Here is a 17,886-nt window from a genome sequence, read left to right on the forward strand (position 1 = left end):
AACCTACATAAATTGGGGGATGAAGAATCATGAGTGAAAAAGGATGTATGAAATGTGGAAGCAATGATGCTGCTAAGAAGGACGTGGCAATGACTGGAACAGGATTGTCGAAAATGTTTGATGTCCAAAATAATCAATTTACAGTTGTGTATTGCAAGAAGTGCGGCTATTCGGAGTTTTATAATAGGCAATCATCAGCAGGCAGTAATCTGCTGGATCTATTCTTTGGTTGATCACGGCACGAGAAGAATCTCCTTTTTTAAAAAAAGGAGATTCTTGTTTTTTTCATTATGCATGACGTACATTACTTCTTCAAAATTCCTATACTATAAGACTTTGAATCTCAAGGGTTTCTACTTTATTGGTGTCATGTAGTAAGTATCTCTTTTATTTAAACTGCAGGCACATAACGAAATCATTTTTTTGTCTTAATTCATTCGGCTTTAATATTATTGGTTAATACTCCAATTTGACTTACTTTTACATCCACTGTGTCACCGGGTCTCATAAATACTTGTGGATTACGTTTAAGTCCGACTTCCCCGGGGGACCAGTTACAATTACGTCGCCTGGATAAAGCGTGGTGAAAGAAGAAATAAACAGGAGCCAAAATTACAATAACCCTTCTTTATGAAATGATAAGAAGACAAAAACAGTATGGAATTGCAACTCTCTGCGTTGGTGGAGGGCAGGGAATGGCACTGATGTCAGAGCTTGTATAATTCATCGATTGGATATTAGATTACGACAGCAATGAAATAGACGAGGTATTCAAATAAAGGATGTCTCCTTGTTCAAATAAACGGGTGAGTTAGCTGATGAACAAACACAAAAATAAACAATTATATTCAACGTTACATAAAAACAGTTAGCTAATAAGCAAGAAAAATAAAAAAAGCCTACTGTAGATTTAAAATAAAGTTTGATAATTTGTAAAAAGTTCGATGATTTATAAAAAAGATTGATAATTTAAATTAAGTTTGATCAAAAGTCATGTATCGATATACAGGATTTTGTTGTTCCACAATCGGGCCAGATTGTGGAACAACACCTTCATAGAAAATTTGATATCTAAATTAAAGTTTAGAAGAGTTTATGAGGGTTTGTACTTATACTATCGGGAGATTAGTTTAACAAGAACTGTAATTTCAAATATAAAAACACGGGGTTAAACTACCCCGTGTTAAATTACTTCTGTTTCTCTAACGCTAATTTCACCCCTTTTTGATAATATTGTGTCATCATCTCTTCAGGAACCATGCTTCCACCAGTCCCCCAAATGATATGTGTACCCTTACTCATCTTTTCCGTTAAACTATGCTTCTGTAAATAATCGATGCCCTCTTTACATAATTTACTTGGTCCTATCATGCCTGCAAGTGCAGAGGGTTCTAAATGGATCCCCTCTGTATCGACTAGTTCTTTTAGCAACTTATACAACTGTTCATCGCTAACCGTATAATTACCACTTAAAAAAGGTTCCATAGTTTTACCCACAAACCCAGATGGCTTTCCTACAGCAAGTCCATCCGCGTCTGTTACATTATCGATACCAACATCAAGTACAGAAATATTATCATGAAGTCCAGTCATTAAACCGAGTAACATACACGGTGAGTGGGTAGGTTCTGCAAAGAAACAGTGAACATGGTCTTGATACAATAATTTCAAACCAAAAGCTACGCCTCCAGGACCTCCACCTACTCCACATGGAAGGTAAACAAACAAAGGATGATTTTCATCTATTATTATCTCTAGCTCTTCTAATTGTTTCTTCAATCGAGATGCAGCCACTGCATATCCTAAAAATAGGTCGTGAGAATTTTCATCATCCACAAAATAACATGTTGGGTCACTATCTGCTTGGATTCGACCTTCCTCTACAGCTTTACTATAATCAGCATTATATTCAATAACTTTGACATTTTTGCTTCTAAGCAAGTCTTTTTTCCACTGTTTTGCATCAGCTGACATATGAACAGTAACATTAAAACCTAACTTTGCACTGATGATACCAATACTAAGTCCTAAATTTCCAGTCGAGCCTACTGCGATTGAATATTGTGAGAAAAGGGATCGAAACCTATCACTATCTAAAATCGAATAATCATCTTGAATCGTTAACAATTGATGTTGAAAAGCTAATTCTTCTGCATGTTTGAGAATTTCATAAATCCCGCCTCTTGCTTTAATAGATCCTGAGATAGGAAGGTGACTATCACATTTTAGTAATAATTCTCCTAATATAGGTTGTTGATAATCCTGTTCTAAGGATTGTTTCATGGCAGGAATTCTCACTAAAGGAGATTCTATGATACCATTCGTTCCTTTTGTTTCAGGGAAAACTTTGGCGATATATGGAGCAAAACGCTTCAACCTTTCCTCTGCATCTCTTACATCTTCTTGAGTAAGGGGGGATTTTTTAATGCCCGTTTGAAATTTTTCTACATTTGGATTGAGCCAAAATACTTCATCCATCGAAATGAGCTTGTTTAGTAAAGGATATTGGTCTTTCCATGTTTGTATATCTTTGCTTTCAATCTCTTTCATTTGTTTGATCCTCCTAAGTTTTCTTGTAACGAGTTGTGTTATAAATTATAATTAAATAAATTTTAATACAGTTTAACACACAATTATCTCTATGTTAATTTTAATTTAATTTATTTAAATCAAATTTAACATTTCGTTAAGGAGTATCGATTATGGAAAATATAGATATTGGTAAGAAAGTTGAAAAATATAGAAAAGCTAAAGGATTGAGTAGTAGAGAGTTAGCAAAATTAGCTGAAATTACACCTTCAATGTTAAGCCAAATTGAACGAGGTTTGGCGAATCCTTCTATTCAAACCCTAAAGGTCTTAGCTAAAACCCTGAATGTTCCAACTTTTAGTCTTTTACTTGAAGAAACAATTACGGAGGATTTAATCGTTAGGTCTAGTAAACGTAAGAAAATGATCATTGATAATTTGTCTTATGAGTTATTGTCACCTAATTTTACGGGTAATTTAGCAACAGCGATTATGAAAGTTCCTTCGAATACTTCTTCGTCAGAAAATCTTCTAGAACATAGAGGAGAGGAAGTAGCATTTATTTTAGAAGGAAAAATTAAGGTGTATTTAGGTGAAGAAGAATATCTATTAGAAGCTGGTGATAGTGTGAAAATACCAGCAAATTTGAAACATAAATGGGAAAATAATTTTAGTGAAAATGCAGTTGTATTATTTTCAGTTACCCCACCTGTGTTTTAATGTAGAAAAATGTTACATGTAATGTTCTTCTTCCACAATCGGGCGCTTTTCTGTAACAAGGAACAGCGCTTATTTCCATTATAGGGTCAGATAATTGAACAACACCTATAAAGAAAACTGTATATTCATGTATATAGATAAGATTGTGAAATATTGTACTTAAACTAAAGGGGCAGTTTAGTTGAAGAAGGGTTTTTACTCTTATTTAACAATTATGCATATTGTCATTGATGTAGTTTAGGATTACTAGTGATGAACCGTATCATAAGTAAGTGAGGTTAAAAATAGAACCACTTAGAACGTTATTGTGACAACGGTTTAGGTGGTTGTTTTTGAAAGTAATCATCCAAATTCAACTATTTACAATGTAACAAAATCAGGGAGAAGTTTCAAAACTTGCTCAAAGCTCGAAAATTTTTCCTCATTTGAATATAGATCTGTACCTAAAAAACATGACCTAACCAGAAGACTGAGGTTGGTTGATCAAATTGTAGGCAGACTGTATCTTTACTCTCCTTCGAGTTATTGGCGCTTTAGTTGAGTAAGGCACAATAAGATAGCGCTTTTTCGTATTTTATTATCTAACAATCTAGGCGCATAGATCTAATAGATCAAGCGTCTTTTTTTGTGCCAGATTGTGTAATTCTACGGACTGTTCTTGAGAGAATAGATGATTACGTTAATTAAATGATTTTCATATTTATGAAATTATTTCATAATATATTGTGTGTTGCTCTAATATATATTATATTATTCACAATAATGAAAATTCGGGGTGAAGTGATGAATATAGGAATGGAAATAAAGAAATTGAGGACTGAAAAAGGAATTACTTTGAAAGAGTTAAGTGAAAAAAGCGAACTATCTGTTGGATTTCTGTCTCAATTAGAAAGGGGGCTTACTACCATAGCAGTTGATTCACTTGAAAAACTAGCTGATATTTTGGAAGTACATTTAACACATTTTTTTGATTATCCACTTAAAAGGAAAGATATGGTTTTAAGAAGTTATGAACAAGAATTAATGGATTCAGTAGAAGGTGGTTTTATTAAGTATAGTTTAAGTACAAATTTAGAAAATAAACAACTTTTTCCAAGGCTTATAGAAATTCTTCCTCAAAAGAAAGATGAAGAAATATTATCCTATAAGCATAAGGGAGAAGAGTTCATTTATGTTTTAGAGGGTATATTAACAGTTTACATAAATGGTAAGAGGCATGAAGTATATCCTGGTGACAGTGTTCATATGGACTCAAATATTGCCCACAATTGGGCTAATTATACGAACAAAAAGGTCAAGCTTATAGCTGTTAATACGCCTAATTATATCTACAATAGTGGGTTTTATACTACAGATGCTGATTAGTAAAGACATTATATAAAGTAAATAGAAAGTGATCATAACTATGGATAAATTTGTATTATATCTAATCGGTTCTTTTTTTGTAATCGGAGCTATTGATTATATTACCGGAAATCATTTGAAACTGGGTGGGAAATTTGAGGAAGGCATAAAGACCATGGGAGCTTTAGGGCTTGGCATGATAGGAATACTTTCTTTAGCCCCTATATTTACAAATTTTTTATCCGCTGAGATTATTCCAATCTTTAGAGTTTTTCATCTAGATCCTTCTATCGTTCCAGCAGCATTTTTAGCTGTAGATATGGGGGGCTATCAAATGGCTAATGAGCTAGCATTGACAGAGGAAATGGGGGCATTCTCAGGAATTATCATCGCATCTACATTAGGAGCCACAATTAGTTTTTCAATACCTGTCGCGTTAGGGATGCTTTCTAAAGAGGATGAAAAATATTTTTCTAAGGGTGTGTTGGTTGGAATTATTACTATACCAATAGGATGTCTTGCAGCAGGCTTATGGCAAAAAATAAATATCAATATATTAGTATGGAATCTGGTACCTATATTTGTTTTTGCCATTATTTTAGGAGCAGGATTATTAAAAGCTCCTCATGTTTTTATAAAAGTTTTTAATGTATTTGGAAAGCTTATAATGAGTTTGAGTACTGTTGGATTACTTTTACAAGGTATAGATGTGATTTTTGGTGTAAGGCTTGTCTCAGGATTAGCACCACTATCTGAATCTACTGTAATAGTAGGCAAGATCGCATTTGTTTTAGGTGGAGCATATCCTATGCTAGCACTTATCAATCGAATTTTTAAAAATAGTTTTAAAGAAATAGGGGAGAAATTTGGAATTAATTCAGTGTCAGTAGCAGGCATTCTAGGAAGTTTGGCTAGTAATCTGTTGATATTTGGAACATTTAAGGAAATGAATCCTAAAGGAAAAGTGGTATGTACTGCCTTTGGAGTAAGTGGAGCATTTGTATTTGGAGGTCAATTTGGATTTGTGTCAGGAGTAGCCCCAGAAATGTTAGGAGCGTTTATCATATCAAAGCTTACAGCCGGAATAATTAGTATAGTACTAGCTGCATGGCTATATGATCGTGAAAATAAAGAATTTAGTTTTAAGGAAAATGGAGGTATTAGTAATGAATATCAGGGATAGGGTCGAAAAGTTAAGACAGCTAATGAAAGAAAATCAAATGGATGCTTATATAATTCCCAGTTTTGATGCACATCAGAGTGAATATGTAGCAGAACATTGGAAATGTAGACAATGGATATCAGGATTTACAGGGTCTGCAGGTACTGTAGTTATTACATTAGAGGATGCTGGGTTATGGACAGATGGTAGATACTATATTCAAGCAGAAAAGCAGCTTGAGGGCTCAGGAATCAGATTATTTAGAATGGTGGATCCAGGGGTACCATTTTATTCAGAATGGCTAGCAGATGTTCTTAATGAAGGAAGCATTGTGGGCTTTGATGGAAATGTTTTTTCAATTAATATGCTTAAAAAGATGGAAAAAGATCTAAAAGCAAAGAGAATCGTATTAAAAATGAATCAAGATTTAATTGGTGATCTGTGGGAAGATAGACCGGAGATTCCTAAAGGACCAATTTTTACTCATGACGTAAAATATGCAGGCAAATCACAAGTGGAAAAATTAAATGAAGTAAGAAAAGAAATGAAAAATATAGGAGCAAATTATTATATTTTAACTTCCCTTGATGACATTGCATGGCTTTTGAATATAAGAGGGGCCGATGTGCCTAACAATCCAGTTGTAATAGCTAATGTAATCGTAGGAGAACATAAATGTTATTTATTTATTGATTCTTGCAAGGTTTCCCCTTTGGTTAAATTAGAACTGGAGGCTGAAGGAATCAAGTTAAAAGCGAATCATGAAATACAAACTTTCTTAGGAAATCTTTCAAGCGGAGATACCATTATTTTAGATACGAATAAAACAAATAGCAGATTATATAATGCCATTAACAGTATTACAAAGAAAATTGAAATTCCTGACATCACGACTAATTTAAAAGCTATTAAAAATGAAGTTGAGATAAAAAATGTAAAATGGTGTGAAATAAAAGATGGTTTAGCCATGGTGAAATTTATAAAATGGCTAAAAAACGTTGTAGACAAAGAAGAAATTACAGAGATTACTGCAGAAGAAAGATTAGAAGATTTCAGAAGGGCGCAGGAAGGATATGTTGGACCTAGCTTTGATACGATAGCAGGTTATAGAGAACATGCTGCGATGATGCATTATAAAGCCAATAAAGAAACGCAATTTACTCTTAAGAATGAAGGTCTTTTTTTAATTGATTCAGGCGGACAGTATTATGATGGAACAACAGATATTACACGAACGATTGTTTTAGGAAAACTTACCGATGAACAAAAAAGAGATTTTACTTTGGTGTTAAAAGGATTTATTGCATTAAGCTCAGTAAAATATTTATACGGAGCTACAGGCTCTAACTTAGATGTTTTAGCAAGGCAACCAATATGGCAGTATGGTTTAGACTATAAATGCGGGACAGGACATGGGGTAGGTTTTTTCTTGAATGTTCATGAAGGACCACAAAGCATAAGGAATAATAATAATAATGTTACATTAGAAAAAGGCATGATTATTACGAATGAACCGGGAATATACCTTGAAGGTAAATATGGAATTAGAATTGAAAATATGATGTTAGTAGTTGAAGACGAGAAAACAGAGTTTGGTCAATTTATGAAGTTTGAAACAATTACGTATTGCCCAATTGATTTAGCCGGTATCAATAAAGATATGTTAACAGAGAGTGAAAAGCAATGGTTAAACAATTATCATCAAGAGGTATATACGAAGCTAGCTCCTTATTTAAATGAAGAAGAGAGAGGATGGCTAAGGGAAGAAACTAGGGAAATATAAATAGGTATTGCCGAATACAAGGAATATTTTTCGCCTTAAAGTATAAAATCAATGATATTCACTAACCTTTATGCCGATTCCTTTAAAGTACAAGTAGAAATTACAAAAGAGACATATGGATTAAATAGAATTCCGGGTGTTTTTAACCAGTTATGCAGGTGGTTTATGGAGGAAGGAATGGCTGCTTCAACACGAGGGGTCTTATAAAAAGGAATAGGAAGGGATTAAGAATACTAGGTACTCACTTAGGTTCGTTACGGAGAACCGTATCATAAATAACGGTAAACTTAAATGTGTTAAGATGGTTATTTATTAAATGGCGGTGGGCTGTTGAATATTAGAAATCTAGATTACCCATTTTGCCGGAGTGAAAGTCTTTAAAGGCTTCCATGATTTCTTCCTTGCTGTTCATTAGGTTCGATATGCCCTAGAGGTGAGAAAGAAATGAACACTTCTAACGCTTTCGAGGGGATTCACTTAATTATAGTGGATGAGATCGATCGTTTAAAATTGCAACATTTAGAACAACTTCGTGATATCTATGATCAACATGACGTAGCCATGATATTCATCGGGATGCGAGGGATTGAAAAAAGGTTAGTTCGTTACCCTCAGCTTTACTCCCGTATCGGTTTTGCTCACGAATTTCAGAAACTCAGTAAAGAAGAGATGCACCATATTTTAGAATATAAATGGGATGAACTCGGCATCTCCATCAAACGGGAGGACTTTTCCGACTATGAGGCACTCACTAACATCATGAAAGTCACAAACTGTAATTTTAGACTCATTCACCGGTTATTTACTCAAATTGAACGTATTCTCGAAATCAATCACCTGACATCCATTACAACAGAAGCCGTAGAAGCTACACGAAATAGCTTAGTGATTGGACGTAAATAATTAAGAAACCCAGCTAATCTTCTCGTGTGAAGGTAGCTGGGTTTCAAAGTTGGATGTGCAAAATAACACTTAAAATAAGCGCAAATTATTGGGGAAAATGACAACTTTCATTTGGATTGTCGTCTTTTTGTCATCGAAATAGGTGGTACCCCATTATTAAAAACTCCACTCATTATCAAATTATCAGCACTTTATTATCGACTGTATCGCACTTCAAACATTACGCAACCATCCGTTGACTTCCATGGACCATGTTGCATTCCGGGGGGACGTGAAGCCACCATTCCCGCAGTGAATATCTTATTTAAAGTTAAATCTATGACAGACCCTTTAACGACATATAGCTCTTCCCAATAATGATGCACTTGAACTCCATTAGGCGTCGTGTCTGTACCGGGTGCGAACTCCAAAATACGAACCATTTCCTGTGTTGACGAATTCTCTGAAATAACCCTTTGTGACAGCCCTTCTACCAACCCATCAATTGGCTCAAGTTTAAAATTCTTATAGTCTGTGAATTCAATTTCAGGTCTCGATATTTTCTCCACTCCGTCTAAGAAGAATCTTAGGTTGGACCTATAAAGTGATGGTACACGACTACTAAAGATCGGCACATCTTTTCTGACTTGCGGGACTGTCTCTAAATTTAAAGTTGCTTTTAATTCACCAACTTCTTGATCTAATTTTTGAACAATGTCTCCCCATGGATCTACAATTTGTGAGCAACCTGCGAATTCCACTCCTAACTTTGTTCCCGTTACATTTGATGCAACAACATACATTTGGTTCTCAATTGCGCGTGCACGAAGTAAAGTATTCCAATGTGTCTCCCTTGCGAGTGGCCATTCTGCTACGATATGTAATACTTGAATACCCTGTAATGCTAAGTCACGAATAATTTCAGGGAATCGTAAATCGTAACAAATAATAATCCCCATTTTCACACCTTCAAGTTCAAATACTTCCACTTGATTATGACCGCCTGTTAAAAACTTGGGTTCATCTAACATCGGAACAAGGTGCATCTTGTCATATGTATGAACAATCTCACCCATTCGATTTACAATAACTGCACGATTAAAGATATCTTTACCTTCTAGTACGGCAATCGAGCCACCCACCAAGTTTACATTAAACTTCTTAGCCAGTGATTGTAAAAATTCAATTGATTGATTACCATCCACTTTGCAGATTTCTTCCAGTTCCTCCAACACATAGCCCGTAGACCACATTTCAGGAAGTACTACAACATCCACATCATCACTATAGTTAGCTTCTAACCAGCGTTCAATGATTTTCCTATTCACTTCAGGATTTCCAACTACTAAATCCATTTGAAATACTAGATAATTCACATTGGTCACTCCTCTTAATTGTATTTAGTTTAGTAATGAAGTATCTGGTTTCACAAACAACCATAATATAGCTGCAATAAACACAGGGATTATAGTTACTCCTAATGTGATATTCCACCCAAAGTTTTCTGCTAACCAACCACATAATAACGGTGATACAAATGCTCCTAGATTTCCCCACAAGTTCATCCAACCTGAAACGGAACCTGAAAAGTTTCTTCCTAAGTCTGTAGCAGAAGCCCATGAACACACTACTGTGAATCCTAGTGAACCCAAGCATAATGATAACCATAAAACATTCATATAAGGCGATACTGTCATAACAGCAAGGTACATTGAAATAATAAATACTATTAAACCTGATATAGCTAAAGAGGATCTTGATATTTGCTTTGAAAAACCTTTACGTACTAAGTAGTCAGAAAGAATACCACCAGTCATTACAGTTATCAGAATTGCTAACCAAGGTAGGCTTGCAGCAAATCCCATTTTACTTAATGAGAATCCTCTATCTTCCAGTAAATAGGTAGGTAACCAAACTAAAAAGAAAGTAATAATATATAAAACAACAAAATATTGTAATCCTAACGCCCAAAATCTATAGCTTTTCAGAAAAGAATTCCATGGGGCTCTAACTTTAGCGGTATCAACAATTTCTCTGTCTTCAAGTATATATTCTTTTTCTTGTTCATTCACAAGTTTATGAATTTCAGGATAGTCTCGGGCTATAACGTACCAGACACCCGCAATGATTATTCCTATTAATCCGAAAATATAAAATACAGCTTGCCAACCAAAATATTGATAGATATAAACCGTAACGATAGGGGCTATAACTGGTCCAAAATATGAACCGGCCAATAAAGCACTAGATGCTCTGGCCTTTTCATCTCTTCTAAACCAGTTTGTATTAAATACGGCGTTAGCAGGAAACATCGGTCCTTCACCTATCCCAAATAAGAATCTCACCAAAAACAATAGACCGTGAGATTTAACTAAACCCGTCAAACCCGTAAATACTGACCACCATACTAGGGCAAAAGTGATCATTTTTCTTGGACCAAACTTTTCTGCCATAAGTCCTGCTGGAATTTGAACTAACGCGTAACCTAATGAGAATAATGATGCAAGCATACCAAACTGAACTTTATCTAAGCCTAAATCATCCATCATTGGTTTTGCTATTATTGAAATATTTGATCTGTCCATGTAAGCGATTACACCTATTATAAAGAAAAAGAATGCTAGTCCCCATCTAACTTTTGTAGGTTCCTTTTTCAAAACAATCACCCCTTAATAAATAATGGAATAATGATGTTTAATTTTTCTGTTTAACTTGGGGTGTTCAATTTCATATTCAAATTTATCACCAAAAATAAATCCATTTTTTGTAGGAACAGTACCTGAAAAAATAACAGTATGTTCTAGATCCTTTTCCCCGAACTTGTCCAGCTTTTCCAATAAAACATCAACCTCTAAGAGTGCGTCTAAAGTGTCTTCTTGATATAAATATTTTTCCCCATTTGAAGTAACATAAGAACGTAAGATAATATTATCCCAGTCTTCTTTTAAATCTGCTAATCTCCAAAAATCAGTTGCAAGAGGTTTATCACATATTGATTTGGACTTTAAAATATCTTCTTTTTCTACTTCTCGATCAGTATGATCGCTGCCAAGGGTAACCAACCATTCTTTTCCATTATGGAATAACACATATTCTGTTTCCCCTGAGGAAAATTTGCTTCCATTACATTCATTAGAAAAATTCAGTTGTTCTATTTTTTGTGGATATATCATCGGTACATGAGGTGGAGGTGCAATACCTAATTCTTTTAATTCATCTATGTGTTCTTGAATTTTTTCTATATTTCGTCCCCCATATCCAACAACAATTACTTTATTAATATCAATTTCATGTTTTTTAACCTCTCCATTAGAAAGATGTAAATTAATTACTTTTCTCATTTGAATTCCTCCTCAATTGATTAATAATTTCATTTTTGGTATTTTCCACATGGTTATTTGATGCTACCAGAAGTTGATTAATATCTTGTGATTTTATACCTTGTACAATTGCTTTATGTTCAGATATTGTTTCCTCAATACGCGACTTCTCAGTTATGGCTTTTAACCCAAACCATCTAATCTGATCACCAATTTCTTCAAACCACTTTTCTAATCGCTGATTTTTAGTTAATAATACAATTTCAGAATGGAACTCTTTATCTAATTCAATAAATCTTTGGTGATCTGTTTTATTTTTTTCTTGCTCCTCTATGTAACCTTCTAATACTTTTATTTGTTCTGGAGTAATATTTCCACAGATTTTTTCTAGTGAGAATCGGTCAAAAATCATTCGAATTTCCATTACTTCAATTACATTTTCTTCTGTTATTTCATTAATAAACGTACCAACCCGTGGTTTTGAAATTATCCATTTTTCTCTTTCTAACAACGACAGAGATTCTCTTACAGGAGTTCTACTTACACCTAACTTTTCACTTAGGTCTCTTTCATAAATTGCTTGACCCGGTAGAAGTTCATAATTCAAAATTGATTTCTTAATTGCCTCAAAAGCTATATCTCTTAACGGCATAACTGTCTCTATTTTTTTCATTTTTCCTCCTATTGGTATGTGGTATACCAATTATATTATAAACATAAAATTCAGTCAATTCAAAATAATATGTTTTCTTCGGTAGCCCTTTTCTTATTGAACTAAAGGGGCAGTTTAGTTCATCAAGGATAATGGTTTTTTGTGGTAAAATTAATAGGGAAAGGATAATAAGGGGGATGACTATGGAAGAATTGGAAATATACGATTTTTTAAGATTAGTTTTTATTACTTTTATAATTAGTTTAATTGTTATTTCCATTATTTTATTGGTTCAAAAGAAACGAAGCAACCTCGTTAATGGATTCACAGTTAGTATTACTTCAATAATTTCAATAATTGTTTCTGGTATTAATCTTATTATTATGGGATACATAGCTGATGAATTAAATTTAGGAGGAGACGTTATTTCCTCATATTTGTTTCTTATAATTTTAGGGTTAAGCATATTGAATTTGTTTATTTACTTTAAAAATAAAAACAGTATTATTAGTGCCTAATAAATAAATTTTGTTCTTAAAGGAGTTGTTAAGGCAACTCCTTTCTTAATGAACTAATAGGTGCGTTAGCTGTAAATCGGAGCTGTCTTTAAGGTAGCTTTTTCTTGTGTGCCAGGCATGGCAACTATCTAGGTGGTGAAAGTCCACTGTGGGGGTACACATCGACCAACCACTAAGGAAGCGCAAGGTACTTATCGTGAGGTAAGGGCTGGAGGAAGCGTGGAATAAAATCTTGGCTCGACGAACAGGAATCTGATACTAAGGCTCTATAAAGGGATTAAACTCCAAGACAAGTTAAAGTCCAAAAGATGTGCGTAACTTTATAGAGTAAATCAGGCGAGTAAAAGAGGAAAGATAGGTGTCTTACCCTGGGAGGTCTTGCGGATGTACAGAAGTACAGTCGAAAAAGGTTAGTCGCAAGAAGTCAGCAGAAGCCATAGTAATGAAATAATTTCATGAAGGGCTGAACAATTTATAGTGTTTCAACGCCACGAATGCGTAAGTGACGAACTCCGAATGTGTTAATGGTGAAAGTATGAGCGTACCTCAAAGAATAACCAAAATGGAGATATCACTTACTACGTGAGAGGAAAGGAGAAACGAGTGTGGAACTTTTAGAACAAATCCTAAGTAATAAAAATATGAACGAAGCCTACATACGTGTCTATAAAAATAAAGGTGCAAGTGGGGTCGACGGAGTAACAGTCGACGAACTAAAGCAATACCTGAAAGAGAACAAAGATGAACTGCGTCAGCGCATCAGAACAAGAAAATACCAACCACAAGCTGCCTTAAGAGTGGAGATCCCAAAAGAAAATGGAAAGATGCGCAAATTGGGAATACCAACAGTAGTGGATAGAGTCGTTCAACAAGCCATTCATCAAGTTCTCAGTCCACTATTTGAAAAGCAATTCAGTGAATTCAGTTACGGTTTCAGACCAAAAAGAAGTTGTGAAATGGCGATAATTAAAAGCCTGGAGTTTCTGAATAATGAACATGATTGGGTAGTCGACATTGATCTTGAAAGATTCTTCGATACCGTCCATCACGATAAACTCATGAGAATCATATCCAACACAATAAAAGACGGAAATGTCATCTCGTTAATCAGAAAATACTTAGTCAGTGGAGTAATGGTGAATGGAAAATATGAAGACACACCTGTCGGTACTCCGCAAGGAGGCAACCTCAGTCCACTATTAAGTAATATAATGTTAAACGAACTTGATAAGGAACTGGAGAAAAGAGGACTAAGGTTCGTGAGGTACGCTGATGATGCCCTTATCTTTGTGAAAAGTGAAAAGGCAGCGAACCGAGTAATGAGCACAATCGTGAGATTTATAGAAGAGAAATTAGGCCTGATAGTCAACGTAGAGAAGAGTAGAATCTCACGTCCAAAAGAGTTGAAATTCTTAGGATTTGGGTATTATTACGACACTAATAACAACAACTACAAAGTGAAACCTCATCCAAGTTCTGTACAGAAGTTTCAAAGGAAACTTCGACAACTGACAAAGCGAAATTGGAATGTTCCACTAGACTACCGAATATTGAAATTGAACCAAGTAATAGTTGGATGGGTAAACTACTTCAGAGTGGCAAACATGAAAAAAACGACGGAACGAATAGACACAAAGCTTCGCTCTAGAATTAGGGTCATCATATGGAAACAATGGAAAGTAGCGAAGAAACAAATTAAATCGCTTATTCAACTAGGAATTCCGGAGGAAGAAGCGAAAGGATTAACCTACTGTCGAAAAGGTTACCGATTCATAGGAGTATCCAAAGTCGTCCAAAGAGCAATCTCAAACAAAAGACTAAAGCAGAGGGGAGTCCCCTCTGCTTTAGAACATTATCTAAAAGTACACACTGTGATATAAATTGAAACGCCGTATACGCGAACCGTACGTACGGTGTTGTGAGAGGGGCGAAAATAAACTTATTTTCCCCCTACTCGATTATTCAACTATCGGGGCAGTTTAGCATTCCTGTAGAGCGTTATTTTTCAGCTTTGAAAAAAATAGGGCTCCTCAGTAAGATATGAGTAAGACACCACTCTAACTCAAAACCTTAGGAGGAACCCTAATATGAAGTTTAAAATGCAAGATAAACAAAATCAACTAATAGAGAGAATTTCTGATCGACATCTCGTTGTTGGCGTGGATATTGCCCAACAATTTCACGTTGCTCGAGCTGTAAATTATCGAGGAATCGTGGTAGGTGAGCCTCTTACTTTCGAAAATAACGAAGAAGGCTTTAACAGATTTCTAGAATGGATTAATAAACTAAAAGCTAAAAACAGCTTAGACACAACGATTGTCGGTATGGAACCTACAGGTCATTACTGGATTAATCTATCGAAATGGTTATCTAACGAAAAGATTGATGTCGTAACAGTCAATCCTCACCTTGTAAAAAGAAATAAAGAAAATCGAGATAACACTCAGTCCAAAAGTGATAAAAAAGACGCCCTCGTGATTGCGGATATGGTGAAGAATGGATACTATGCCTTTGTTCGTTCAACTCCAGAGTCTTTCGAAAAACTACGAGTCCTTATGTCCAACCGTGATGTAATCGTTAAACGTCTCGTTAGTTCTATCAACCAATTAAATCGTTGGGTAGATGTAGTCTTTCCTGAGCTACGACAAGTGTTTAAAGATGTGAAAGGCAAAGGGGCAATCGCAACTCTACGTTTATTTCCTACACCAATCGAGTTACGATCGATGCAACCTCAAGATATTGTAGGCAAATGGAAATCGGTAATGAAGCGTCAGCCTGGGTTGAAAAAAGCTTATTTACTTATAGATTTAGCTAAACGTTCTATCGGAACGCACCAAGCACTTGAAGCTTACAAGCTACATTTAGAACAACTACTAGAAGAGTATGATCTAGCTACAACGCAACTCGAAAGAGTGGAACAAGAAGTCACTAACGTGCTTCAACAAATTCCTTTCGCAAAGAAACTGCTGGCTATTAAAGGGATCAGTGAAATCTCTTTAGCTGGAATTTTAGGGGAAGCTGGAGATTTAAGTGGATTCGCCCACGGTAATTCTCTCCTTCGTCATGCAGGGTTACATCTTTCCGAGGCGAGCTCTGGTAAATGGAAAGGACAAATTGTCATTTCTAAACGTGGGAGATCCAGACTGCGGCGTTTCTTATACCTAGCGACGATGAGCCTTGTCATGAATAACCCTGAGTTTAAGCGTTGCACGCTAATAATGTTAAGGTAAAAAAAATAAAGAAAATGAAGTCTATTATGAAATTATGTGGAAAGCTAGCACGGCTCTTTGTGGGAATAGCTAAAAGAAATGAATCCTATTCTCCAGAGAAATTACGACCTTTAACAACTCTGGCAGCGTAGTTTTATTGAATAAATCAAGCTTCACAGGTTCTCGAAGGGAACCAAACTAAGAATGGATGAACGGTTGATTTTCGGCTTTCTTTTATCGAATGTTTTCTTATTCGTAGGATTTCAAAGATGCACGGAGTACCAGATTTATTCAACAAAAGGGCACCGACCCATTAGGTTAGCAAAACTGGCCTCCACCCCTTGGATAGGCATGACGAAGGAATTAGAGGGCATATTTTATGACCCGTTGAGACATGGGAGGGAAAGCCTCCAGGGGCGGCGTGGAGAAAATGTGCATTATATGGTAGAATATGGAGTTTTATTAAGACTCCTTTATTTAACTATGCCTCCACGAAGCCAAAATGATCTGAGCCCATTGCTTTTAACCGTTAATATATTTTCAAGGGTTATGAAATCCTGCGAATAAGTGAGCATTCGAGAGCTATAGCTATCATACTGAGGGAGTTGAATAAAGAATGCCATAGTTTTCATCTTACCTTAAAAACTGTAAGCTTTAAAAACTAAGCATTCTTATTTTATAAACAATGACATCAATGTAGGCTTTTTTTCATACTATATTTTTGGGGTGAAAAAATGCCAAGAGTAAGTTACAAAAGTTCAGACGTTGACTTAATGGCAAGGATGATGAGAGCTGAAGCCGAAGGTGAAGGGTTACAAGGAATGTTATATGTTGGAAATGTAATTGTTAATCGTCTTAAAGCTGATTGTTTAGACTTTATAGATTTAAGAACAATTCCACAAGTCATTTATCACGTACAAGGAGGAAATTATTCTTTTGAAGCTGTTCAAAAAGGTAATGTATTTTATCAAAGAGCGAGGACTGCTGAAAAACGATTAGCAAAACAGAATTTGGAATACTGGAGACAACACCCAGGGAAATATGCCCTTTGGTATTTTAATCCATATGCTCCATGCCCACCTACATGGTACGATCAACCTTTTGCTGGACAATATAAAAATCATTGTTATTATGAACCAAAACCTGGAACATGTGAAAGTGTTTATACCGGTTAGGTTGTCTAGGAGCTATTGTTAATTCTTGAATTTTATTGTAATTTTGCCTTTTTGGTGCTACGAATACAAAATTTTTAGGTGCTGGTAGCCAACCATATTCATTCAATGCAACTCCTGTAGATAATGTAACAGTTGTCGGTTGAAAAAAACGCTTGAGACCCCAACCGCAGCCTATTTTTTCAATCGTTGTTTTGATGTACTTTTATCTCACGAAATAAAAAGGGAACTTCCTGGTTGAAGTGAACCCAAAAAGTTAGACACTTTATTTAATTAGGCAGCCTTGAGTGCATGAATCCGGTAATCTACCGGGCTCATGCCTTTTAATTTTACCTTGATTCGTTGATGATTGTAGTAATGGATATATTCCCCTAATTCTTGTTTGAAATGCTCCATGCTTTCAAATTCTTGAAGATAGAGTAATTCGGATTTTAATAAGCCAAAGAAGTTTTCAATGACCGCATTATCGAGACAATTTCCTTTGCGGGACATGCTTTGTGTAATGTTATGTCTTTTCAAATCATGAGAGTATTGTTTCATCTGATAATGCCAGCCCTGATCTGAATGAAGAATGGGTGAATCTTTCGATTCCAAGC

General features: G+C 35.2%; 14 protein-coding genes and 3 pseudogenes. 11 read left to right on the top strand and 6 right to left on the bottom strand.

Features of this window, described 5'->3' with window-relative positions; translation table 11 throughout:
* Nucleotides 1-29: 29 nt before the first annotated feature.
* On the top strand, nucleotides 30-233 hold the full coding sequence (locus tag AKG34_RS02135; protein ID WP_053344570.1) for a zinc ribbon domain-containing protein: 204 nt from the start codon (nucleotides 30-32) through the stop codon (nucleotides 231-233).
* Nucleotides 234-599: 366 nt separating this feature from the next.
* Nucleotides 600-722 (top strand): annotated as a pseudogene (locus AKG34_RS26440) (acetyl-CoA C-acyltransferase); the annotation flags it as partial.
* Nucleotides 723-1,188: 466 nt separating this feature from the next.
* Here the strand turns inward: AKG34_RS26440 and AKG34_RS02140 are convergent.
* Nucleotides 1,189-2,550, bottom strand: coding sequence for a D-serine ammonia-lyase (locus AKG34_RS02140; RefSeq protein WP_053344571.1), 1,362 nt, complete (start codon nucleotides 2,548-2,550; stop codon nucleotides 1,189-1,191).
* Nucleotides 2,551-2,702: 152 nt separating this feature from the next.
* Here AKG34_RS02140 and AKG34_RS02145 point away from each other — a divergent pair, with 152 nt between their 5' ends.
* From AKG34_RS02145 to AKG34_RS02165, 5 genes and pseudogenes are all read left to right on the top strand, one after another.
* Nucleotides 2,703-3,248, top strand: coding sequence for a helix-turn-helix domain-containing protein (locus tag AKG34_RS02145; RefSeq protein WP_053344572.1), 546 nt, complete (start codon nucleotides 2,703-2,705; stop codon nucleotides 3,246-3,248).
* 783 nt (nucleotides 3,249-4,031) lie between these two features.
* Nucleotides 4,032-4,613 carry a helix-turn-helix domain-containing protein gene (locus tag AKG34_RS02150; RefSeq protein ID WP_053344573.1) on the top strand — a complete coding sequence of 194 codons (582 nt, stop codon included), beginning with the start codon at nucleotides 4,032-4,034 and terminating at the stop codon, nucleotides 4,611-4,613.
* 40 nt (nucleotides 4,614-4,653) lie between these two features.
* Nucleotides 4,654-5,775 (top strand): ethanolamine utilization protein EutH, encoded by a 1,122-nt coding sequence (gene eutH, locus AKG34_RS02155; RefSeq protein WP_053344574.1) that lies wholly within the window; start codon nucleotides 4,654-4,656, stop codon nucleotides 5,773-5,775.
* Complete coding sequence (locus tag AKG34_RS02160) at nucleotides 5,759-7,537, top strand: aminopeptidase P family protein (RefSeq protein WP_053344575.1); 1,779 nt, start codon at nucleotides 5,759-5,761, stop codon at nucleotides 7,535-7,537. Before eutH ends, AKG34_RS02160 begins: the two co-directional genes overlap by 17 nt.
* Before the next feature lie 468 nt (nucleotides 7,538-8,005).
* Nucleotides 8,006-8,440: pseudogene (locus AKG34_RS02165) on the top strand (AAA family ATPase); the annotation flags it as partial.
* Nucleotides 8,441-8,634: 194 nt separating this feature from the next.
* On the opposite strand, the gene AKG34_RS02170 reads toward AKG34_RS02165, so the two are convergent.
* Genes AKG34_RS02170 through AKG34_RS02185 form a run of 4 tightly spaced genes read right to left on the bottom strand, consistent with a single transcriptional unit; the run spans nucleotide 8,635 to nucleotide 12,412 of the window.
* Nucleotides 8,635-9,795 (bottom strand): nitrilase-related carbon-nitrogen hydrolase, encoded by a 1,161-nt coding sequence (locus tag AKG34_RS02170; protein ID WP_152952229.1) that lies wholly within the window; start codon nucleotides 9,793-9,795, stop codon nucleotides 8,635-8,637.
* Nucleotides 9,796-9,819: 24 nt separating this feature from the next.
* On the bottom strand, nucleotides 9,820-11,076 hold the full coding sequence (locus AKG34_RS02175) for an MFS transporter (protein ID WP_053344576.1): 1,257 nt from the start codon (nucleotides 11,074-11,076) through the stop codon (nucleotides 9,820-9,822).
* Between the two features lie 12 nt (nucleotides 11,077-11,088).
* Complete coding sequence (locus AKG34_RS02180; protein WP_152952230.1) at nucleotides 11,089-11,760, bottom strand: DUF2848 family protein; 672 nt, start codon at nucleotides 11,758-11,760, stop codon at nucleotides 11,089-11,091.
* Entirely contained in the window at nucleotides 11,744-12,412 is a 669-nt protein-coding gene (locus tag AKG34_RS02185) for a GntR family transcriptional regulator (RefSeq protein ID WP_053344578.1), read from the bottom strand. Before AKG34_RS02185 ends, AKG34_RS02180 begins: the two co-directional genes overlap by 17 nt.
* A gap of 182 nt (nucleotides 12,413-12,594) precedes the next feature.
* Between AKG34_RS02185 and AKG34_RS02190 the strand changes: the two genes are divergently transcribed.
* From AKG34_RS02190 to AKG34_RS02210, 4 genes and pseudogenes are all read left to right on the top strand, one after another.
* Nucleotides 12,595-12,909 (top strand): hypothetical protein, encoded by a 315-nt coding sequence (locus AKG34_RS02190; protein ID WP_053344579.1) that lies wholly within the window; start codon nucleotides 12,595-12,597, stop codon nucleotides 12,907-12,909.
* A 605-nt stretch (nucleotides 12,910-13,514) separates the two neighbouring features.
* Nucleotides 13,515-14,789 carry a group II intron reverse transcriptase/maturase gene (ltrA, locus tag AKG34_RS02195; RefSeq protein WP_053344580.1) on the top strand — a complete coding sequence of 425 codons (1,275 nt, stop codon included), beginning with the start codon at nucleotides 13,515-13,517 and terminating at the stop codon, nucleotides 14,787-14,789.
* Between the two features lie 207 nt (nucleotides 14,790-14,996).
* Nucleotides 14,997-16,270, top strand: a pseudogene (locus AKG34_RS02200) (IS110 family RNA-guided transposase).
* 582 nt (nucleotides 16,271-16,852) lie between these two features.
* Entirely contained in the window at nucleotides 16,853-17,293 is a 441-nt protein-coding gene (locus AKG34_RS02210; RefSeq protein WP_053344582.1) for a cell wall hydrolase, read from the top strand.
* A 270-nt stretch (nucleotides 17,294-17,563) separates the two neighbouring features.
* On the opposite strand, the gene AKG34_RS02215 is transcribed toward AKG34_RS02210, so the two are convergent.
* A partial coding sequence (locus tag AKG34_RS02215; RefSeq protein WP_152952231.1) for an IS3 family transposase occupies nucleotides 17,564-17,886 on the bottom strand: 323 nt, incomplete at its 5' end.

Source organism: Peribacillus butanolivorans (assembly GCF_001273755.1).
In the GTDB taxonomy this organism is placed as follows: domain Bacteria; phylum Bacillota; class Bacilli; order Bacillales; family DSM-1321; genus Peribacillus; species Peribacillus butanolivorans.